This is a genomic window from Microbacterium soli (genome assembly GCF_039539005.1).
Taxonomy (GTDB): Bacteria; Actinomycetota; Actinomycetes; order Actinomycetales; family Microbacteriaceae; genus Microbacterium; species Microbacterium soli.
Genome location: NZ_BAABCP010000001.1, coordinates 682,270 through 702,192, shown reverse-complemented (window position 1 = coordinate 702,192; position 19,923 = coordinate 682,270). Strand labels below are relative to the sequence as shown.

The window sequence follows — 19,923 nt, the reverse complement described above, 5'->3', positions numbered from 1 at the left end:
GCATTTGACGAGCCACCAGGCGGATCACCGCGATCTGCCTGGTGGCTCGCCGCTTGGATGGTGGTTCGCACGCCGCGAAGGGGCGGGGGCGCCGCGAGGGGGCGCGCCGCGAGGCGGGGCGGCGGCTCAGATCCCGGACGCCGCCCGGAAGTCTGCGACCCGCAGCGACCAGTCCGCGTCGCCGTCCTCCGCGCCGTCCGGAAACTGCGACGTCGCGGGGACCGCATCCGCCACGGCCTCCGCGAAGGCTGCGCTGTCGGCGATGCGCACCCCGTCCGCATCCCGGAACCCCGCCACCGGTGTGGACACGATCGGCCGTCCCACGGCCCGGTACTCGTACAGCTTGATCGGGTCGAGGCTCTCCGTGAACTCCGTGATCCGATGCGGGACGACCAGGACGTCCGCATGCTGCAGGTACGCGGGCACGGCGTCATGCGGGCGCGCCCCCAGCACGAGCACCCCCGCGTCCCGCACGCGCCGAGCATCCGCCGCAGCCCACGCCTCCGGCCCGACGAGCACGAGCCGGCCTCTGCCGCGCAGGGCGCTCGCCGTCGCCGCGCACAGCTCCACGTCGATGCGGTCGCGGTGAAGAGTCCCGACGTACAGGGCGTACGGCTCGTCGGGGAGGTCGGACGGGCGCGGCAGGGGCGTCCGGTACCGGTCCGCGTCGACGCCGTTGCGCACCAGGGCGATATCCGCCCGCTGGGCCGACTTGCGCCGCACGAGCTCGGGGGAGCACGCGACCACCGTCCGGGCGTGCCGCAGCAGCCAGGCCTCACCGGCCGCGATGCGCTCCCGCTCGGCATCGGGACGGTCGGCGGCCAGCCAGTCGTCGGTCATGTCGTACAGCACCGGCCAGCCCGTGCGCTGGGCGAGCTGCACGGCGGCCGGATCATTGACCCACAGCGCAGGTCGGCGCATGCCCAGGTGGTCGGCCGCACGCTGCACCGCGCCGGCCAGGCGCTCGTCCACTCGACGGTCGACGCGCCGTGGCAGCCGCTTCACCGGCCGCAGTCCCCACAGCCGCTCGTCGATGCGGCGCAGTCGAGTCCCGAAGCGCGGGCGACGTCCGCCGAGAAGGTCGTGAACAGGGTCGTCGGGCGGTTCGACGAACAGCACGCGCAGTCGAGGCTCGGCGGCGAGCAGGCCCGACAGCAGATGCTGGTTGCGGCGCCAGACCCCGTCCCAGCGCTCCAGCGACAGCACCACGAGATCCTTCGGAGCCGATGGATCGCTCATGGCCGCCACCCCCGTGCTCGGGCGTGCTCGATCGCACGACGATAGACCTCGTCGGAACCCGCGACCTGCTGGTCCAGGGAGAACTCCGTGCGCGCCCGGCGCTGCGCCGCCTCGGCGAGCCGGGCACGACGCTCGTCGTCGCCGGCGAACGCGCGCAGCGCATCAGCGGCGTCCTCGACGTCTCCCGCGCGGAACCCGCTGCGCTCGTCCAGCCCCGCCAGCACGTCCAGGTGCCCTGCGGCCGCCGCGGCGACCGGTGCGACACCGGCGGCCATGGCCTCGAGCACGGCCAGCCCCAGCCCTTCGATGTCGCACGGAGCCAGGAACAGGGAGGCCGTACGGAGGAGGTCGGGCATGTCGTCGCGGAACCCACGCAGACGCACGGAGCCACCCGCCCCGAGCGTGTCGATCAGCTCCTCCAGCTCCGCGCGCAGCGGCCCGTCTCCGGCGATGTCGAGGCGCCAGCCGCGGTCGGCGAGTCCGGAGGCGGCGAAGGCGCGGATGCCGATGTCCGCGCGCTTCTCGGGCTGGAGGCGCTGCGCCATGAGGATCATGCGCGCGGGCGTCGTGGCGGGGGAGGGGCTTGCGGCGGGGACGCCGGAGTGCACCACCGTCGACGGGATGCCCGTGGCCTCCGCCACGGCCGAGCTGATCGCGATCTCGGCATCCACCCTCCGGCGCACGAACAGGTCGAGCGGGATGCCGAGCACCCGGCCCCGAGGCAGGGCGAAGTGCCGGGTGGACACCAGGGCGGGCCCGCGTCGTCCCAGCGCCAGGACGGCCGTGACATCGGCATCCGTCATGTGCGTGTTGACGACGTCGGCGTCGTCGCGCCGAGCGCGCAGCGCGGACAGCGCCGTGCGGACAGCGGATGCGGGGTGCCAGGCGACCCCTGCCGCCCGGCTCGCATCCGCCATCCGGTCGGGAGCGCCGCCGAGCACCTCGACCCGGTGTCCGGCCCGCACCTGAGCGATCGCGAGACGGAGCACGAACTGCTCGACACCGGCGAAGCGGTCCGAGCGGACCAGATGCACGATCCTCATCCGCGCCCTCTCCGCGCTGCGATCCCCGAGAGCAGTCCGACATAGCGCTCCGCGGTGCGCCGCCAGGTCAGATGCGTCACCGAGGCCCGGCACGCGGCACGCAGATCGTCGACGGACTCCGCGGCGAGCCTCTCCATCCGATCGGCGATCTGCTTCGCATCCGCGTCGACCAGGTAGCCGTTCTCGCCGTCCACGATCAGCTCCGGCGCGACGCCGACGCGGGTGGCGATCACGGGCAGGCCGGATGCCAGAGCCTCGGTGTACACGAGCCCGAAGGACTCGTACGCGCTGGGCATCGTGAACATGTCGGCGGCGGCGAACCAACGGGCGAGGTCGTTCTGCGGCCCGACGAACAGCACGCGGTCCTGCACCCCGTTCGCCCGGGCCCGCCGGGTCATCCGGTCCACGGCGGACCGGTATCCGCCGACGACCAGCAGCAGGACGGTCGTCGCGTCCACCAGGGCGTCGATGAGCAACCCGACGCCCTTGCGGTCGAGCTCGTGACCGACGAACAGCGCCACGCGGTGATCCTCATCGAGCTTGAGCCGTGACCGCGCGTCGCGGCGCTCCGCAGCGGTGGGCGGGCGGAAGCGGTCCAGGTCGACGCCGTGCGCGATCACATGCACGGGAGGGTGCACCCGCCCGTAGGTCCGCTGCAGCACGTCCACTTCGGCGGCCGTGAGCGCGACGACCGCGCGGTGGGTGTCGCCCCGATACCGGTGCCGGTCGCGCAGATGCGTGAAGACGTGCAGGGGATTGCGCAGCATCCGCCACCGACCGTGCCCGCGTGCGCGCATGGTCTCCGCCACCACGCCATGGTTCACGTACACGTCACCGGCCAGCGCCGCGTTGTGGCAGATCGACACGGCATCCGGTCGGGCATCGAGCAGCCGCCGTGCGCGCCGCCCGCCGAGGACGCTGACCGCGACCGCGGCCCTCAGCCGCGACAGACGGTGGGTGAGCAGTGAGCGGGGTGCGCTCTGTGCCCCGCCCAGGATCTGCGCGGTGAGCGCCTCGGTCGAGTGCCCCATCGCCCGGAACTGCTCCTGAAGCTCCCAGGCGACTCCCGCGACCCCGCTGCCGCGGCCGATCGAGGGGACGATCTGCACGATGTGCATCAGCCGGCCTCCCGGAAGCGGCGCTCGACGCGCACCGGGCCGAGCCGGTACAGGGTCGCGCGTCGTCTGGCCGCGGCCCGGCGGTCGCCGGCGAGCACGACGGCCCGCACGATGGAGCCCAGCCAGCCCGCGAGCCGTGCGCTCTGCCATCCGCATGCTCCGAAGTGCTTGCGGTAGTAGCGCTCCTGGGACGCGTAGAAGTGCGCCTCCCGGCGTCTCGGGTCGGTGCTCGTGCCGCCCGCCGCGTGCACCGCGCGCACCTCGGGAATCTCGACGTGCCGCCAGCCCAGCCGGTGGGCCCGATACGCCCAGTCGGTCTCCTCGGCGTACAGGAAGAACCGCTCGTCGAAGCCGCCGACCTGATCGAGCGCCTCGGCGCGCAGCAGCAGCGCCGAACCGATCACGAACCGCGGGCCATGGATGAGACGGGCCAGGCCGACGGCCTCCAGCCAGCTGCGATGCGGGGCGGGGAACGGCCAGACCACCCGCGCGGCGCGTCCCGCATCGTCGACCTGAGCGGGGCCGACGCTGGCGAGGTCGGGCGCAGCGCGCAACGCCGCCTGGAGGCGGGAGATCGAGTCCGCATCGATCTCGGCATCCGGGTTCAGCAGCAGCACGTCGCCGCCGGGCACCAGACGGTCCTGGAGGGCGAGGTTCACCGCAGAGCCGAACCCGATGTTCCCGCCGGAGTCGCGGTAGCGGATGCCGAGCTGCGCGCACAGCTCCGCGATCTCGGGCAGCGAGGAATTGTCCATCACCGTCACGGGCAGCCCGGCCACGGGGGCGAGCGCCCGCCGCAGCATCCCCACCGCCCCGAACGCCACGACGATGATCTCCAGGCCCTGTCCCGGCCCCTCGGCATCCCGTCCCGGCCCCTCGGCGTCCTGCCCCGGCCTCTCAGCATCCTGCCCCGAGCCACCAGCCGAGTGTCGAGCCACCATCGAATTTGCTGCCATCTGCGTGGTGGGTCGGGAATTGCGTGGTGGCTCGGCGGAAGGTGCGAGGGCGGCGGCGGGTGCGGCGGGTGCGGCGAGGGCGGCGGCGGGTGCGGCGGGCGCGAGGGCGGATGCGTAGAGCGCGCGGTACCGCGCGGCGACCGACTCCCACGAGCACTCCTGCGCACGCCGCAGGCCCGCCTCGACGAGAGCGTCGCGCCGCGGGCCGGCGGCGGCCACGAGCGCCTCGGCGAGGGCGGCGGCATCACCGGCAGGAACGACGATCCCCGCCCCGCCCACGACATCCGGCAGGGCGCCGGCGTCGCTGGAGACGACGGGCACCCCCGCCGCCATCGCCTCCACGGCCACGCGGCCGAACTGCTCGGTCCAGCGGGCGGTGGGGATCGAGGGGACGGCGAGCACATCGATCGCCCGGTAGAAGTCGAGGACCCGATCGGGCAGGACCGGCCCCACCATCCGGATCCGGTCGGCGACCCCGGCCCGAGCGGCAGACCGCATCACCTCCTCGGCGTCCGGACCCTCACCGCCGATGCACAGGCGGAGCCCCGGGGTGCGGCTGAGCGCCTCGATCAGCGGCCGGAAGCCCTTCTCCGTCACGATGCGGCCCAGGATGCCGACCTCGATCGGATCAGTGGGCGTGGGATCCGCCGGGGGCGCCACCGGGCGGGGTGCGGGGTCCGAGCCGACCGGGTCCACCCCCAGCGGGATCACCCGCGCCCGCCCGGCGAACCCCTTGCGCTCGGCGATGCGGGCGGCCTCGCTGTTGCAGGCGGAGACCCCGCGCGCGGTCCGCAGCGCCCAGCGCTCGAGCCATCGGAACGGCACCGGATAGCGCTTGTCGATGTTCTGCGCGGTGTACAGCACGACCGGTGCCCGGTTGCGGCGCAGCGCGCGCAGCAGCAGCACCTGCGCCGTGCTAAGCGCGAAGGGCTCCTCATGGATGTCGATGACGTCCCAGCGCTCGCCGAGCGCCCGCCACAGCGGCGCCGGGGCGTAGAGGAACAGCGCGGGATGCCTGCCGAAGAACGTGCGGGCCGGGCGCACCTGCTCCTCGGGCCCGGCATCCAGATCCACCCACACGCCGCCGGCGTGCCAGCGTCGGGCGGTGATGAGCACGACGTCGTCCCCGGCATCCCTGAGGGCGCGCTCCCGGCCGCGCCACGCGGTGATCGTGGCGCTGTGCGAGATGCGGAGTACACGCACGAGCCCTCCCCAGGTATGCTGTCCTCAGCAACCATATCCGTCGGGGAACGCACTGGGGAGTGCGCCGCGACGGTCGATTCTGGGGATCGAAGGGGAATGGACAGCGCGCGTTCTGGGGACGTTCGACCACGCATCGTGCACCTCGACCACACCACGGTCAGAGGCGGCGCGGAGCTGGCGCTCGTGCGCCTGCTCTCGGCTCAGCCGGACTGGCATGCGGAGGTCCTCCTGCCCGCATCCGACGAGGACGACGTGTTCGCGGCGCTCCCCGACGACGTGCCGCGGCTGTTCTCCGGGGTCCGGCAGCTCACCGGCGGCAGCAGCTCCTCACCGCTGCGGATGCTCGGGCTCGGTGCGAGGCTGCTGGCGCAGGCCGTCGCCACCCGTCGGCACCGCGCCGTGCGCCGCAGCGACCTCGTCGTCGCCAACAGCACCCGTGCCGCCGCGTACGGTGCCCTCGCCGTGCGGGGGACCGACCGGCCGTTCGTCGTCCACGTCCGTGATCTGATCGACAGGGAGAGCCTGGGCGGGTTCGGGTACCGGCTCATGACCGAGCTGATCCTGCCCCGCGCGGACGGCATCATCGCCAACTCCCGGACGACGCTCGACAGCGCCTTGCCGTTCGTGCGCGACGGCGCCGTCGCCGTCAGCATCCCCAGCGCCTCCGGCATCACCGCTCTGACGGCAGGGGCCGGCTCGCGAGGGCCACTGCGTGTCGGGATGCTGGCGCGCATCGACCCGTGGAAGGGTCAGCGCGAACTGCTGGAGGCCTTCGCCACTGCCTTCCCCACCGGAGACGCGCAGCTCGAATTCGCCGGCGGCGCACCGTTCGCGCACGAGGACTTCGCGGCGTCGCTGCGGGCCCGCGCAGACCAGCTCGGGATCGGCGATCGCGTCCACCTGCTCGGGCACGTGGACGACACGGCGGCCCGCATCGCGAGCTGGGACATCGCGGTGCAGTACTCGACCAGGCCCGAGCCGCTGGGACAGAACGTGCTGCAGTACCTCGCCGGGGGAGTGGCCACGGTCGTCGCGGATGAGGGCGGCCCGATCGAGTGGGTCGACGACGGCCGCAACGGCCTGCGTGTCCCGCCGCGCAGCGTCGCACAGCTCAGCCGGGCGCTCCGCCGTCTCGGCGACGACGCGGCCCTGCGGGAACGGCTGGCGGATGCCGCCGTGCGCACCCCCGGGCTCATGGACGACATCGCCGTCGCGCATGCGCACGCCCGGGCGTACGGCGAGGTGCTGGAGCGCGCCGGACAGCACGCCCTGGCCTAAGCTGACGCCGTGGGAGCGTTGCAGGAGAAGCCGATTCCGCTGTCCGTGCGGATCGAGCTGTGCCGCGCCGGTCTGCAGGTGCGGGCCGACGGACTCGGCATCCGGATGCTGCACATCAAGGGGAGTACCGTCGATCCGAGCATCCGTCCCGACGTGCGCGAGGGCAGCGATGTCGACGTGATCGTCGATCCGGGGCGGGTGGCCGAGCTGCACGCGCAGCTCCTCGACGGCGGATGGCAGGTGTACAGCACCTTCGACGAAGGGTCGCCGTTCGGCCACGCGCAGACGTACTGGCACCCGGACTGGGGGTACGTCGACCTGCATCGGCGGTTCCCCGGCATCCGTCTGGACGATGCCGCGGCGTTCGACGTGTTGTGGCGGAGCCATGCGATGAGCTCGGCCGCGGGTCGGGCCATCGTCGTCCCCGGCGTGGGCGTGCAGCGGGCGCTGTTCCTGCTCAACGCCGCGCGCGGGACGCGACAGGAGCGGGAGGCGGCGCGGGATCAGTGCGAGCGGATGCCGACGGAGCAGCACCGCGAGCTCGACGCGCTCCTGGCCGAGCTGGAGGCCGAGGTCGCGGCGTCGGTCGTGACCGGGGAGCTGGAGCAGTGGCGTCATCGCCCCGACTACCGGCTGTGGCACGTCATCTCGGCCGGGGGCACCCGCACCCAGGAGTGGTGGGGTCGGGTGCGCGCCGCGCGATCGGCCTCCGAGGCCCTGGGCGTGGTCCTGCGCGCTCCACGGGTGAACCGCAGCAGGCTCAGACACGAGCTCGGGCGCACCCCGACCGGGTGGGACGTGTTCACCGCGGCCGTCACCCGATCCCGCATCGCGCTGCGCGATCTGCTGTCCGGCGGGAGGCCCGGATGAGGGTCGCGATCGCCGAGAACGTGGGGGTCGTGGAAGAGGACGGGCTCGTGTACGTCGCCACGCTGCCGGACGGTCCGATCCTCGTGCTCTCCGACGACGCGGCCGCCGCCTGGCGAGCGGCAGGCGCTGCGGCGGGGAGCGACCGAGAGACCGAGGACTACGTCGCGGCCTTCATCGAGGCCGGACTGCTCACGATCGAGAAGGATGACTGATGCCCACTGCCCTCACGATCGCCCCCGCCCTCATCGTGGCCGCCGTGCTGCTGGTGAGCGGGGTCGCCAAGCTGCGCACCCCCGATGACGAGGCCGGGTGGGCGGAGCTGGGGGTGCCCGCCGCGCTTCGACGCGCCTGGCTGATCCGGCTGCATCCGATCGCCGAGATCGTCCTGGCGGCGTGTCTCCTACTCCTCGGCGGGGTCCTCGGCGTCCTCGCGGCCGCCGTGTCGACCGTGCTGTTCCTCGTCTACCTCGTGATGGTCTGGCTCGCCAGACGGCGCACGCCGGATGCCTCGTGCGCGTGCTTCGGCGAACGCACGCCCATCACCACCCGTACGTTGCTGCGCAACGGCTGGCTGGTGCTGCTGTCTGCCCTCGTGCTCGTCGGCATCGGAGCGGCGCCGCTGTGGGGTGGGGCGGTCGCCGCGGCGTTCGCAGACCTGCCCGTCGTCTGGCCGTGGCTGCTGGCGCTCGCCGGTGTGGCCGTCACGTTCGTGCTGACCGGGCGGTCGTCGTCTGCAGCGGGTGCCGTGGAGGAGGCGGACGGCGGAACGGGGGCCGCCGCAGGGGGCGGCGCCTCCGCCGGGGTCGCCGCCGGTGACGGCATCGCGGTGGACGATGACGGACTGGCGGACTACATCCGCACCCGCACACCCGCCGTGCCGGTGCAGCTGGGCGACGGAACCACGGAGAACCTGCGCACTCTCGCCGGGCGGGAGCCGATCCTCCTGCTCGCCGTGTCCGAGACCTGCGGTGCGTGCGAGCCGGTCATCGAGGGAGCTCCGCGCTGGCGGGAGCTGCTGCCGGAGGTCTCGGTGCGACTGCTGCTGCGCAGCAGCCCCGACCAGAGCGCGCTGACCAGCGCCGAGGAACCGCAGACGCTGCACGATCCGGATGACTACGTGCGCGGCTCGATCGCGGAGTGGCGCACGCCGACCGCGGTCCTCCTGGGGGTGGACGGCCTCCTCGCGGGCGGCCCGGTCACCGGGGTGGAGGCCATCGAGGACTTCATCGGCGACGTGTACGAGTCGCTGCACGGCGTCCGTCCGCCCGCCTGACGCCGGCGTCCCCTCTCTCCCTTCCCTCCCGACCTGTCGCCGAGCCACCATCCGATCCTCGAGCCACCATCGAATTGTCGTGATTCTGCGTGGTGGGTCGCGGATTGCGTGGTGGCTCGGCGGCTGTCGGAGGGCGTTCTCGACCTCTCTCCACAGATGAGGGGGATCTGTGTGGACGTACGGGAAGGCTGTGGATGGGCCGCACAGGGCACGCTGCGGCGTCAGGGTTGGTGGATGTGCACCGAAGCTTCGCAGCACGGTGGCGGACGCCGCCCGCCCGCCAGACGCCGGATCACGATCGGTCAAGGGCGGGAGCTCCTCCGCACCACCGATGACCTTCGAGACAGCGGCCTGAACGATCGGGACATCCGGGCGCGGGTGAGTGAGGGCGCACTGCACCGCGTCCGCCGTGGACACTTCGTGGCACGTGAGGACTGGGATCGGCTGTGGCCCGAGGGCAAGCATCTCATCCACCTTCTGGCCGTGGTGCAGGATGCCGAGGTGCCGCCGGTCCTCTCCGGCGTCTCTGCGGCGGTGGCCCATTCCCTCCCGCTCTACAGACTCTCGACGGACCGTGTGCATGTCATCGTCCCGAACCCGCGGCATGCAGGAAGCGTGCGTGATCTGCTGCGTCACGAGGCGGATCTGAGCGCCGCCGACATCGTCGAGATCGACGGGCTGCGCCTGACGAGCGCGTCCCGGACGGTCATCGATATCGCCCGCAGGGGCTCACGAGAGACGGCGCAGAGCGTCGCGGATGCCGCCCTGCGCGCCGTCAGCGTGCACCATCAGCTCCTCGACGAGGAGCGGGCCGGGATCTGGTTCGACGGCATGCAGAGGCGCCTCGCACGACTGGTCGGGGCGCGGGGCGTGCGTCAGGCCCGCGCCGTCGTCGCCTTCGCCGACGGGCGGGCACAGCTGCCGGGGGAGAGCGTGAGCAGGCTGCGTCTGCAGGAGATGGGCTTCCGGAGGGTCGAGCTGCAGGTGCCCGTGCCCTCCCTGTACGGATCCGGCTGGTTCGTCGACTTCGGGCTCGACGACATCCAGGCGTACGGGGAGTACGACGGCGAGGGCAAGTACATCGATCCCGCACTGCGCGGCGGCCGTGACATCGAGGACGTCGTGCTCGACGAGAAGCGGCGGGAGGACTGGATCCGCGGCAGCACAGGCCGCCCCGTGCTGCGATGGGGCGCGGCTCACATCGGAAGCCGCCGCGCCCTCGCCACCCGTCTCGCCGCGTTCAACGTGCCGATCACCGGCGACTTCCGCCTGGCCAGGCGCTGATCGCCCGCGCCCGCCGCGTCCGCCGCGCTCGCTCCGTACACTCGTGCGCCGCCGATTCAGCGTCGAGCCACCACGCGATCCGCGAGCCACCACGCAGATGTGTGTGATTCGCCTGGTGGCTCGGCGGTCGGATGGTGGCTCGGCGGGGTGAGCAGGGCACGCGGCGGTGCGGGGCGGGGAGAGAGGGGCGGGGAGAGAGAGGGGGGAGGGAGAGAGGTAGAGAGGGGGTCAGTAGGCGCCGTGGCCGTGCAGCAGTGCGCGCACCGTGCGCCACAGGATGACCAGGTCGCCCGTGAGCGACCAGTTCTCCACGTAGTAGAGGTCCAGCCGCACGCTGTCCTCCCAGGACAGGTCGGAGCGGCCGCTCACCTGCCAGAGCCCCGTGATGCCGGGCTTGACCAGCAGTCGGCGCTGATCCCACTGCTCGTAGTTCTGCACCTCGCGCAGAAGCGGCGGGCGGGGGCCGACCAGTGACATGTCCCCGCGCAGGACGTTCCACAGCTGCGGCAGCTCGTCGAGACTGTGCCGACGCAGGAACGCACCGACCCGGGTCACCCGCGGGTCGTCGTGCATCTTGAACAACCGCCCGTTGCCGTCGGAGAAGGGCAGCAGATCGTCGAGCAGATCTTCGGCATTCTCGACCATCGAGCGGAACTTCACGAGCCGGAAACGGCGCCCGTCCAGACCGACCCGCTCCTGCAGGAAGAGCGCCGGGCCGCCATCGCCGCGGACGACGAGGGCGACGGCCGCGAGCACCGGGGACAGCACGATCAGAGCCAGTGCCGAGGCGATGACGTCGAAGGCGCGCTTGGTCGCATATCGGATGCCGGTGAACTCGGGGTAGTCGACGTGGATCAGCGACAGGCCCGCGACGGGACGCGCGTGGATGCGCGGGCCGGCGATGTCGGTGAGCGCGGCGGCGACGATCAGGTCGATGCTCCGGGACTGCAGCTCCCACCCGAACTCACGCAGACGCGGCGGGCTGATCTGGTCGGAGCCGCTGTAGACGACGGCATCCGCTTCGACGGCCTCGATGGACGGCAGGAGCTCGTCCAGGTCGCCGATGACAGGGATGCCGGGCAGCAGCTGCCCGCTGCCGCGCTCGGTGACGGCGCCGACGACCTGGAATCCCGCGGCGTGGTCGCGTTGTACCTCCCGGGCCACGTGCACGGACTTGCCGTGCTCGCCCACCAGCACGACGCGTGTGAGGAAGCGGCCCTGCGAGCGCTGCTGGCTGAGCCAGCCCCGCCACAGCCAGCGGCCGGCGATGAGCAGGCAGAGACCGGCCGGCAGTGCCAGCAGCAGGTAGGCGCGTGCCACCTCGATGTGCAGCAGGAAGGCGGCGATGGTCAGGACGCCGAAGACGCGGATGCTGGCATCGGCGAGCTTCCGGTACTCCTGCGTCCCCGTGCCGATCGTCTTCGCGTCGCGTGTCCCGTACCCGTGCAGGGCGAGCAGCCAGGCGACGGAGAAGATCACCGACACCGCCGTGTACGCGATCGTGAAGTTCGCGCCGCTGACGCCCGGAATGAACAGGCTCGCGGAGTCCTCTCCGAAGCGCAGCAGCTGCGCCCCGAAGACGGCCACCACGACGACGATCAGATCGGTCACCGCGAGTCGGCGCCGATACGCCGACTGCCAGTCCGCCTGCTTCGTGGAAGCACTGTGCTGCGCGTCGATGAGCCGGCTGGGCGAGATCGCCCCCAGCTGCACCCCCCATGGCTCGGAAACGGCCACGATCCCTCCCCAGAGGATTGTCATCCGTCACATCACGCATGCGATCCCAACGCATGGATGATGAGTCGTCGCTGCCCCAGCAAGCGACACGTTCTTCTCCCACAGAAGAACACGACTTCAGTCTAGGCCGGAACCGCCGCCGCGTACAGTGCGTGTCACAGTCCCGTCCAGCGATCGACGGGCCAGAGGATCACGGCCGCCTTCCCGACGATCTGGTCGCGCAGCGCCCAGCGCCAGCACGACGCCGGATCCGTGCCCGGGGAGCGGCAGGACATCGCCCCGTCGGCGGATGCCGCGCGGTGGTCTCCCAGCATCAGGTACGAGCCCGCCGGCACCGTCACCTCCGGCAGGCAGCGCAGTGAGACGGGCGCGGTGGTGCAGTCCAGTGAACCTGCGGTGAACGGGAAGTCCTCGAAGATGTACGGCTCGTCCAGCGGCACGCCGTCCACGAGCATCCGCCCCTCGGCGTCGCAGCAGGACACGGTCTGCCCGGGGCCGGCGATCACGCGCTTGATGAGGGTGTGCGGCCCCGACGGACCGAAGCCGGTGACCTCCCCCACCCAGCGCAGGACCGACTTCAGCGGGCCGTCGTCGGCAGAGCCGTCCGGGCCCCAGGTCTCATCCGCGTCGAAGACGACGATGTCCCCGGTGGTCGGCGCGGACCCGACGTACGCCAGGCGGTTCACCAGAACCCGGTCGCCGGGCTCCAGCGTCTGCTCCATGGAACCGGAGGGGACGGAGTACGGCTTGGCGACGAACGACAGCAGCGCGCCGACGACGACGAACGCGGCGATCAGGTGGAACCACGTGCTGCCGGTGATCCGCCGCCACAACGGACGCGGGGCGGCTGCGGTGGTCTCGTGCGGGGTCACGCCCTCCATCTTCGCCCATGACGCGTCGAGCCGGGAGCAGGTGGGGGCAGGGCGGCCCCGTGCCGGCGCGGGTGACGCGCCACGGCCCGCCCTGGAAGCCCGATCGGCGGCATTCCGGCGCGGCCGCGCCGCCCTCGACTGCTAGATTCGATGAGGTCGTTGCGTCGGTGAGACTGAGGGGTGCACACGCACATGGAGTTGAGGGACTACCTGCTGATCTTCCGTGCGCACTGGCTGGGCATGCTCGCCGTCATCGTCGCCGGCGTGGTGCTCGCGTTCGGGTGGACGCTCACGCAGCCCAAGCTCTACTCCGCCGATGCGACGGCGATCCTGCAGGCCGACACCGGGTCGGATGATCTGGGTATGCAGTCCCTCGGCAACAACATCGCCAGACAGAAGGTGAAGACCTACGTCGAGCTCGGCGGCTCCCGAAGCGTGGCCACCCGTGTCATCGACGAGCTGTCCCTCAAGGAGTCGGCCGACGCCCTGGTCTCGTCGATCGATGTCACCAACCCGCTGGACACCACCTCGCTGCGCGTGACGGCGAAGGCGTCGACGCCGGAGGACGCCCGTGACATCGCGGAAGCCTGGGTGCGCGGAATGGCGGCCGAGGTCAACGACATCGAGTCGGGCGATGCGGCCGAGCAGGGTGCGGTGTTCCTCCGTCCCATCGATTCGGCGCGCCTGCCCAGCAGCCCGTCCTCGCCGAACACAAAGCTCGCGATCGCCGTCGGGGCCCTGGGCGGGCTCGCTCTCGCGGTCGGATACGGACTGCTGCGCTACACGCTCGACCGGCGCATCCGCGGCGTGGAGGCCGTGGAGCGCGAGACGGGCGTCGCCGTGGTCGGGACCGTCCCGGAGGAGAAGTCCTTCACGGCGGACGACCGGCTGATCCCGTTCGACGGCGGCAATTCCGTCGGCAGCGCCAAGGCGCACCTCTTCGCGATCGCCGAGGCGATGCGGGAGCTGCGCACCAACATCCAGTTCATGGACGTCGACAACCCGCCGCGCGTCATGGTCATCTCCAGTCCCCTGCCCGGGGACGGCAAGTCGACGACGGCCTCGAACCTCGCCATCACGCTGGCCTCCAGCGGCCAGAAGGTCGTGCTCATCGATGGCGACCTGCGCCGCCCGGTGATCGACACGATCTTCGGACTGCCCAAGGGGGCCGGCCTCTCCGATGTGCTCGCCGGGCGGGCTGAGCTGGTCGACGTCGCCCATCGTGTCGGCGGGAACGGCCGTCTGCTGGTGATCGGTGCGGGGAAGATCCCGCCGAACCCCAGCGAGGTCCTGGGCTCGGTGCGGATGCGGGAGCTGCTCGAGGCCATCGCGCGCGAGGCCATCGTGATCATCGACGCGCCCCCGCTCATCCCCGTCACGGATGCCGCCGTCCTCGCGCACAGCACCGACGGCGCGATCGTCGTCTCCACGGTCGGCAAGACGACCTTCGAGGTGCTCGGCAAGGCGCTCGGCAACCTCGAACGCGCGGATGCGCGCGCACTGGGCATCGTGCTCAACCGTGTGCCGCGTCGCGGCAGTGGCGCCGCATACTACGGCTACCAGTATCACGGCGACTACTACCGGACCGAGAAGAAGGAGGACGTCGCCGAGGACGCCGTCGGGATCTTCGGACAGGCGTCCGTCGTCGTCGATGGCGATGACGGGAATTCGCCGCGCCGTCGAAGCACGCACCGATGATCGCCGGGGATGCCCTGGATGTCGATGCGCTGGGACTCAGAGTCCGCATCGAGCTCGGCGCCGGGCTCGACGGTGCGCAGCGACGACGGGTCCGGCAGGCGTGGTCCGGTGCGCTGAGCACCGGTGACGGAGACCCCGACCTGACCGTGCCGTTTCCCGCGGGGGCCGATCATGACAGGGCGATGGAGCGGCTCACGGTCGACGTCACCCTCGCCGCCCTGGAGGCGCTGCGTGGTCGGGCCCTGATGTTCCATGCCGCCGGGGTCGCGGACGAGCGGGGAACCGTGGCGGCGTTCGTCGGTCCGTCCGGCCGCGGCAAGACGACCCTCAGCCGCGAACTCGGCCGACAGTGGGGCTACGTGTCCGACGAGACGATCGCGGTGCAGCCCGATCTGCGCGTGTCTCCCTATCGCAAGCCGCTGTCGGTGGTGCGCCCGGGCGCACCCAAGCGCCAAGTGCCCGCTCAGGAGGCGGGGCTGAAAGACCTCCCCGCTGCGGCACTCCGGCTGGGAGCGCTCGTGCTCATCGAGCGGGATGCGGGGCTGGCGGCCCCGGAGGTCACGTCGATCCCGCTGGCGGAGGCGCTGCCGCAGCTCGTGCCGCAGATGAGCTACCTCCGGTTCCTGGACAGGCCCCTGCAGGCGGTCGCCTCCCTCGCCGACGCCGTCGGCGGCATCCGCCTGCTGCGCTACCCGGATGCCGGTACCGTGCCCGCGCTGCTGCCGCAGCTGCTGACCTCCCAGACGCATGCATCGGGGTGGTCTCCGGCTCCGGAGCCGGTCCCGGACGCGCCCCTCATCGCCGACGGCACCGCGGACGCCATCCTCACCGACGGGTTCCTGATCGTCATGGTGGGGGCCACCCTGCATGTCCTGGACGGGATCGCCCCGCAGGTGTGGCTGTCCTGCGCACGCGGTGAGGACATCGACGGCATCGTCGCGGGGGTGCTGGCCGAGTACGGACCGCCGCCGCAGGGCGACGCGGCGGCGCTGGTCCGGAGCGCGCTCGAGGAGCTGATCGAGGCGGGAGTGCTGCGGCGTCGCTGACGATGCGCGTCAGCGGGAGGGGGTCTCGGAGCGGCGCAGCGCGGTGGGCGAGGGGACGCCCTCGACCTGCAGGGCGCGGCGCAGCTGCAGGGCCGAGGTGAATCCGGCGTAGTGGGCCACCTCATCCACAGTGAGCCCCGAGTAGAGCGGGTTCCGCAGCATCGACTCCGCCAGTTCGACCCGCATCCGCCGGAGCATGTCGCCCGGCCGGATGCCGGCTCGGGCGAACGCGCGCTGCAGCTGGCGCTGCGAGATGTGCAGTTCCGCGGCGAGCTGAGGGGTGGAGAAGTTCGGATCCTCCCGACGCATCAGCATGATGGACCTGGCCCGCTCCAGCAGCGAACTGGGGCGCTGCCCGGTCTCCACGGACTGCTGCTCCACCAGCGCGCCGAAGGTCATCTCGGCCAACAGCCGTTCGATCGCGTACTGCGACATCGAGGATCCCTCGTCGCCGTGCCGCACGACCGCCTGCGCGAACGTGCGGAACCCGATCGTCAGCGGGGTGGGGGCCAGGTCGACGGCGTCGGGGGTGATGCCCTCGGTGAAGTCCTGCAGCAGCGATTCGGGTACCCACACCCCGAGCACCTCGGAGCGGGGCCGCCAGGGCAGCGTTCGCTCGGAGGAGGGGGAGAGGAACAGTCCCACTGGCGCCGCCGGGTGGTCGGCGTCCCCGGTCGGGGCGCGGGGCTCGGCGCCGTCCGCGGAGAACAGCACGGCGGTGCTGTGGGCGCCGGTCGCGGCGGGCGCCCAGCGCCATGTCGTGTCCCGCACCCGGTGGTAGGTGACGGTGATCGAGCGGAAGGAGCGCGTGGCGACGAGTCCTGCGACATGCGTGGGCAGGCCGAGATGTGCGGCCAGCAGGGAGGCGACGCTCGAGCGAGTCATGTTGGGGATCATCAGTGTGCAGTGCGACGGTGGTGTCCGGCGCTGGGGACGGCGGATACTCGCTAGGCTACCAATCGTGAGCGTGCGGGGGGATTCGACAGTGGCCATCGCCGCTGATGTCGCCTGGACGGGCACGGACTCCCGGGTGGTCGCGATGAGCCTGGCGACGCCCGGGGCGGTGCCCCGTGTGCTCGAGGAGAGCGCCGCGGTGATCTGGGGGCGGATCGCCGCCGACGGCCCTCTCGCCCACAGCACACTGCTCGGCCGGCTCTCCGAGGTCTTCGGCGTCGAGGCCCGGGACATCCGCGTCCACGTCGACGGCCTGATCTCGGAGCTCGCCGATCTTCGCCTGCTCACCGTGTGAGGGGGCGGGGCTGCGCGCCGAGCGCGGTCATCGATGCGCGTCAGGGTTTGAGGAAGGGATGCTGTGGAGCAGCGATCGGCGAGCTTCTCGCTGAATGAGGCCAATCAACTGGCGCACGCCCTGCTGTCCTGGATCGGCCGGGATGCCGGCATCCGGCTCCTGTCCATCAAGGGTCTGGTCGCCGACCGCTACCGGTTGCGCCGTCCGCGCGTGGCGGCGGACGCGGATGTCATCGTCGACCCCTCGCGCTTCGACGAGTTCTGCACGCTGGTGGCCGCTCATGGGTGGCATCTGCGGGTGGAGCGCGAGGTGCCGTCGCTGCTCGGCCCGCACTCGGTCACCTTCATCCGTGACGACTGGCCGGATGACATCGACGTGCACGTGCGATTCCCCGGTTTCTTCGCCGATGACCAGACCGTGTTCGAACGGCTGTGGCGCACGAGGTCCACGATGGATGTGGCCCACGTCGACATCGACGTCCCCTCCCGCGGGGCGAGCGCGGTGATCGCCGCGCTGCACGCCGTGCGCTACTCGAAGTCGGCGCGTCATGCCGATGAGCTCGAGCAGGTCGCGGCCCTGCTGAGCGACGGGTTCACGGCGGCCGAGCGCGCGGAGTTCATCGATGTCGCCCGCGTCGGGCGTGCGCAGTGGGTGCTGCGGGAGCTGCTCGAGCTGATCGGCCATTCCCACGAGGTCGACGCCGATGACCGGCAGCAGCGGCTGTGGAACGTCAATCGGGCGACGGTCGAGGACGGCGCGGCCGTGTCCTGGCTGAATGCGCTGAAGGTGGCTCCCCTGCATCGCAAGCCCGCCGTGCTCGCCTCGGCGCTGTGGATCTCCCGAGAGGACATCCCGCGCAACGACGCGGGCGAGCTGCCCACGATGCGCCAGGCGTGGGCGCATCGGCTGATGCGCTGGCGACGCGGCGGCGCCGCCCTGCTGCAGTACGCGAAGGGTGCGCGCCGAGGCGTCTGAGCCTCCGTTGCCCGGCGCTCCTGCACCGGTCCGGGTTCAGCGCTGCAGCGCGAGCCGCGCGACCCGTTCCACCTGGTCCAGCGCGGGGATGATCTGCGACGCGGACAGTTCGTATACGGCGGCGGACTGCCGATACGGGTCGACCACGTCCTCGTTCTCGACGGCGCGCGGGGCGACTCCGCGCTGATCGGAGACGGCCTGCACCAGGGCGTTGAACCGGGCACGGGCGGTGCCGGCTCCCCGCGCGACGCTGCGCAGCACGCCGTCGTCGAGGGTCGCGGCCAGCCGTGCGAACTCCCGTACCGTGAAGGTGCGGTGCATCCGGCGGGGCGCGAGCTGCACGGCGGCGGTGGTGTGCTGGGCGGTCATGGTGAGCACGAGGTCGGCGGCGTGCATCAACGACTCGGTGAGCAGGCGCGCTCGGTGAGCGGCTGCGCCGGCCGGCGCGACGCCGTTGCGCTCCGCGAGTTCGCGTGCCTCCGGCGGCATCGCATGGCCGACCAGAGCCTGTGTTCCGGCGCTGTGCACCCGGACGTCGAGATCTGCGATCCGGGTGGCGAGCACGGTCTCGGCCAGGGGGGAGCGGCAGATGTTCCCGGTGCAGACGGTGAGGATGTTCGGCCGCAGGTCGGGGACGGGCTCGTGGGTGCTCTCGAACAGTCTCGCGAGGGAGAACTCGGATGCGGGGCTCATCGTCGCCTTCGGTGGGGTCGGCGGCCGACTGTCGTACGGGACAGGCGGCAGCGGTGCTTCGGGGTCCGCACGCAGCAGGCGACGCTCACGGCGAGTCCGTGCCGTGGGTGCGTCGATTCCGCTGCCTGGCCTCCCCAGAAGGCCGCGATCCTCAGATCGATGCATGCTCCACAGCCTAGGACCTCCGCGGCCCGCGTGGCGCACGCACGGGCGCGACGGTGCGCGCACCGGGGCGGCGGGACCCGGCACCTCCTCGAAGGGGACTCGGGGCTCACGCCCCGGCGAAGCCGTCCGGGTTCTGCGACTGCCATGACCAGGAGTCCCGGCAGGCGTCCGCCAGCGAGCGGGTGGTGCGCCAGCCCAGCTCCTCATTGGCCTTCGCCGGATCGGCGATCAGGGTCGCCAGGTCGCCCGCGCGCGGGCCGACGATCTCGTACGGGATGTCCCTGCCGCTGGCCTGCGCGTACGCCTTCACGACATCCAGCACGCTGTGCCCCTCGCCGGAGCCGAGGTTGTACGCCGCGACGCCCGCGCGCAGGTGCTCCAGCGCGGCGACATGGCCCTCGGCCAGATCCATCACATGGATGTAGTCGCGCACGCCCGTGCCGTCGTGCGTCGGGTACCCGTCGCCGAACACCGCCAGCTTCTCGCGGCGGCCGACGGCCACCTGTGCGACGAACGGCATGAGGTTGTTCGGGATGCCGGAGGGGTCCTCTCCGATCAGGCCGGACGGATGCGCGCCCACCGGGTTGAAATAGCGCAGCAGCACGGCCTCCAGCTCGGGCCAGGCGTGCTGCACATCGGTGATGATCTGCTCGATCATCACCTTCGTCCAGCCGTACGGGTTGGTCACCCCGCGGCCGGTCGGCTGCGTCTCGTCGAGGCGATCGATCCCGGCATCCGGGGTGCCGTACACCGTCGCGGACGAGCTGAACACCAGCCTGCGCACGTCCTTCTCCCGCATGATGTCGAGCAGGTTCAGCGCGGAGGTGAGGTTCGTGCGGTAGTACCGCGACGGCTGCGACACGGACTCGCCGACGGCCTTGAGCCCCGCGAGGTGGATGACCGCGTCGAAGTCCACGCCCGACAGTGCGGCATCCGTCGCCGCCCGGTCGGCGAGATCGGCCTCGACCAGCCGCACCTGCCTGCCGGCGAGCCGCTCCACGCGGTGCAGCGACTCCGCGCTGCTGTTGGAGAGGTCGTCGAGGACGACGACGTCATCACCGCGCTCGAGCAGCACGAGAGCGACATGGGACCCGATGTATCCGGCGCCGCCGGTGAGAAGTACGCGCACCCGTCGAGCGTATCGGAGCGCGCCTGGGCTGCGCCGGGAACGACGCACCGGGGCACGGCGGCGGATGCACCTGCGGATGCGCGGGGGAGCGGATG

The 19,923-nt window shown here is 71.9% G+C and carries 18 protein-coding genes; 9 read left to right on the top strand and 9 right to left on the bottom strand.

Annotation, left to right across the window (positions count from 1 at the left end; genetic code table 11):
* Window positions 1-126: 126 nt before the first annotated feature.
* The 4 genes from ABD770_RS03245 to ABD770_RS03230 are packed head-to-tail and all read right to left on the bottom strand — an operon-like array spanning window position 127 to window position 5,559.
* Entirely contained in the window at window positions 127-1,239 is a 1,113-nt protein-coding gene (locus ABD770_RS03245) for a glycosyltransferase (protein WP_344818064.1), read from the bottom strand.
* On the bottom strand, window positions 1,236-2,282 hold the full coding sequence (locus ABD770_RS03240; RefSeq protein ID WP_344818063.1) for a glycosyltransferase family 4 protein: 1,047 nt from the start codon (window positions 2,280-2,282) through the stop codon (window positions 1,236-1,238). Before ABD770_RS03240 ends, ABD770_RS03245 begins: the two co-directional genes overlap by 4 nt.
* Window positions 2,279-3,400 (bottom strand): glycosyltransferase, encoded by a 1,122-nt coding sequence (locus ABD770_RS03235; RefSeq protein WP_344818062.1) that lies wholly within the window; start codon window positions 3,398-3,400, stop codon window positions 2,279-2,281. Before ABD770_RS03235 ends, ABD770_RS03240 begins: the two co-directional genes overlap by 4 nt.
* Complete coding sequence (locus tag ABD770_RS03230; RefSeq protein WP_344818061.1) at window positions 3,400-5,559, bottom strand: glycosyltransferase; 2,160 nt, start codon at window positions 5,557-5,559, stop codon at window positions 3,400-3,402. Before ABD770_RS03230 ends, ABD770_RS03235 begins: the two co-directional genes overlap by 1 nt.
* 135 nt (window positions 5,560-5,694) lie before the next feature.
* Between ABD770_RS03230 and ABD770_RS03225 the strand changes: the two genes are divergently transcribed.
* The 5 genes from ABD770_RS03225 (at window position 5,695) to ABD770_RS03205 (ending at window position 10,264) form a co-directional block, all read left to right on the top strand.
* Window positions 5,695-6,837, top strand: a complete 1,143-nt coding sequence (locus ABD770_RS03225; protein ID WP_344818060.1) for a glycosyltransferase family 4 protein — start codon at window positions 5,695-5,697, stop codon at window positions 6,835-6,837.
* 9 nt (window positions 6,838-6,846) lie between these two features.
* Window positions 6,847-7,707, top strand: a complete 861-nt coding sequence (locus tag ABD770_RS03220) for a hypothetical protein (RefSeq protein ID WP_344818059.1) — start codon at window positions 6,847-6,849, stop codon at window positions 7,705-7,707.
* On the top strand, window positions 7,704-7,919 hold the full coding sequence (locus ABD770_RS03215) for a hypothetical protein (protein ID WP_344818058.1): 216 nt from the start codon (window positions 7,704-7,706) through the stop codon (window positions 7,917-7,919). The genes ABD770_RS03220 and ABD770_RS03215 overlap by 4 nt, the downstream gene beginning before the upstream one ends.
* On the top strand, window positions 7,919-8,980 hold the full coding sequence (locus tag ABD770_RS03210) for a MauE/DoxX family redox-associated membrane protein (RefSeq protein WP_344818057.1): 1,062 nt from the start codon (window positions 7,919-7,921) through the stop codon (window positions 8,978-8,980). Before ABD770_RS03215 ends, ABD770_RS03210 begins: the two co-directional genes overlap by 1 nt.
* A 234-nt stretch (window positions 8,981-9,214) precedes the next feature.
* The gene (locus ABD770_RS03205; RefSeq protein ID WP_344818056.1) at window positions 9,215-10,264 is read left to right on the top strand and encodes a hypothetical protein; all 1,050 of its coding nucleotides are present in this window, start codon (window positions 9,215-9,217) and stop codon (window positions 10,262-10,264) included.
* 228 nt (window positions 10,265-10,492) lie between these two features.
* On the opposite strand, the gene ABD770_RS03200 is transcribed toward ABD770_RS03205, so the two are convergent.
* Window positions 10,493-12,001: a sugar transferase gene (locus ABD770_RS03200; RefSeq protein ID WP_344818054.1), complete on the bottom strand. Its 1,509-nt coding sequence runs from the start codon at window positions 11,999-12,001 to the stop codon at window positions 10,493-10,495.
* Window positions 12,002-12,156: 155 nt separating this feature from the next.
* On the bottom strand, window positions 12,157-12,873 hold the full coding sequence (gene lepB / locus ABD770_RS03195; RefSeq protein ID WP_344818053.1) for a signal peptidase I: 717 nt from the start codon (window positions 12,871-12,873) through the stop codon (window positions 12,157-12,159).
* A gap of 192 nt (window positions 12,874-13,065) precedes the next feature.
* Here lepB and ABD770_RS03190 point away from each other — a divergent pair, with 192 nt between their 5' ends.
* Both ABD770_RS03190 and ABD770_RS03185 read left to right on the top strand, forming a co-directional pair.
* Window positions 13,066-14,571: a tyrosine-protein kinase domain-containing protein gene (locus ABD770_RS03190; protein ID WP_344818052.1), complete on the top strand. Its 1,506-nt coding sequence runs from the start codon at window positions 13,066-13,068 to the stop codon at window positions 14,569-14,571.
* Window positions 14,568-15,617 carry a PqqD family peptide modification chaperone gene (locus tag ABD770_RS03185; RefSeq protein WP_344818051.1) on the top strand — a complete coding sequence of 350 codons (1,050 nt, stop codon included), beginning with the start codon at window positions 14,568-14,570 and terminating at the stop codon, window positions 15,615-15,617. The genes ABD770_RS03190 and ABD770_RS03185 overlap by 4 nt, the downstream gene beginning before the upstream one ends.
* Before the next feature lie 9 nt (window positions 15,618-15,626).
* Here ABD770_RS03185 and ABD770_RS03180 read toward each other — a convergent pair whose 3' ends face one another.
* On the bottom strand, window positions 15,627-16,502 hold the full coding sequence (locus ABD770_RS03180) for an AraC family transcriptional regulator (protein WP_344818050.1): 876 nt from the start codon (window positions 16,500-16,502) through the stop codon (window positions 15,627-15,629).
* A 76-nt stretch (window positions 16,503-16,578) separates the two neighbouring features.
* On the opposite strand from ABD770_RS03180, the gene ABD770_RS03175 reads away from it, so the two are divergent.
* Together ABD770_RS03175 and ABD770_RS03170 are read left to right on the top strand one after the other, a co-directional pair.
* Entirely contained in the window at window positions 16,579-16,866 is a 288-nt protein-coding gene (locus ABD770_RS03175; RefSeq protein WP_344818049.1) for a hypothetical protein, read from the top strand.
* A gap of 63 nt (window positions 16,867-16,929) precedes the next feature.
* Window positions 16,930-17,841, top strand: a complete 912-nt coding sequence (locus ABD770_RS03170; protein ID WP_344818048.1) for a hypothetical protein — start codon at window positions 16,930-16,932, stop codon at window positions 17,839-17,841.
* 36 nt (window positions 17,842-17,877) lie between these two features.
* Here the strand turns inward: ABD770_RS03170 and ABD770_RS03165 are convergent, their stop codons facing one another.
* Together ABD770_RS03165 and galE are read right to left on the bottom strand one after the other, a co-directional pair.
* Window positions 17,878-18,699, bottom strand: coding sequence for an arsenate reductase/protein-tyrosine-phosphatase family protein (locus ABD770_RS03165; protein ID WP_344818047.1), 822 nt, complete (start codon window positions 18,697-18,699; stop codon window positions 17,878-17,880).
* Between the two features lie 106 nt (window positions 18,700-18,805).
* On the bottom strand, window positions 18,806-19,828 hold the full coding sequence (gene galE, locus ABD770_RS03160) for a UDP-glucose 4-epimerase GalE (RefSeq protein ID WP_344818046.1): 1,023 nt from the start codon (window positions 19,826-19,828) through the stop codon (window positions 18,806-18,808).
* Window positions 19,829-19,923 lie beyond the last annotated feature (95 nt).

Coding starts and splice junctions, on each gene's coding strand:
- ABD770_RS03215 (WP_344818058.1), top strand. CDS start 7,704: ATGAGGGTCGCGATCGCCGAGAACGTGGGGGTCGTGGAAGAGGACGGG.
- ABD770_RS03185 (WP_344818051.1), top strand. CDS start 14,568: ATGATCGCCGGGGATGCCCTGGATGTCGATGCGCTGGGACTCAGAGTC.
- ABD770_RS03245 (WP_344818064.1), bottom strand. CDS start 1,239: ATGAGCGATCCATCGGCTCCGAAGGATCTCGTGGTGCTGTCGCTGGAG.
- ABD770_RS03210 (WP_344818057.1), top strand. CDS start 7,919: ATGCCCACTGCCCTCACGATCGCCCCCGCCCTCATCGTGGCCGCCGTG.
- ABD770_RS03190 (WP_344818052.1), top strand. CDS start 13,066: ATGGAGTTGAGGGACTACCTGCTGATCTTCCGTGCGCACTGGCTGGGC.
- ABD770_RS03180 (WP_344818050.1), bottom strand. CDS start 16,502: ATGACTCGCTCGAGCGTCGCCTCCCTGCTGGCCGCACATCTCGGCCTG.
- ABD770_RS03240 (WP_344818063.1), bottom strand. CDS start 2,282: ATGAGGATCGTGCATCTGGTCCGCTCGGACCGCTTCGCCGGTGTCGAG.
- ABD770_RS03205 (WP_344818056.1), top strand. CDS start 9,215: ATGTGCACCGAAGCTTCGCAGCACGGTGGCGGACGCCGCCCGCCCGCC.
- ABD770_RS03235 (WP_344818062.1), bottom strand. CDS start 3,400: ATGCACATCGTGCAGATCGTCCCCTCGATCGGCCGCGGCAGCGGGGTC.
- ABD770_RS03165 (WP_344818047.1), bottom strand. CDS start 18,699: ATGCATCGATCTGAGGATCGCGGCCTTCTGGGGAGGCCAGGCAGCGGA.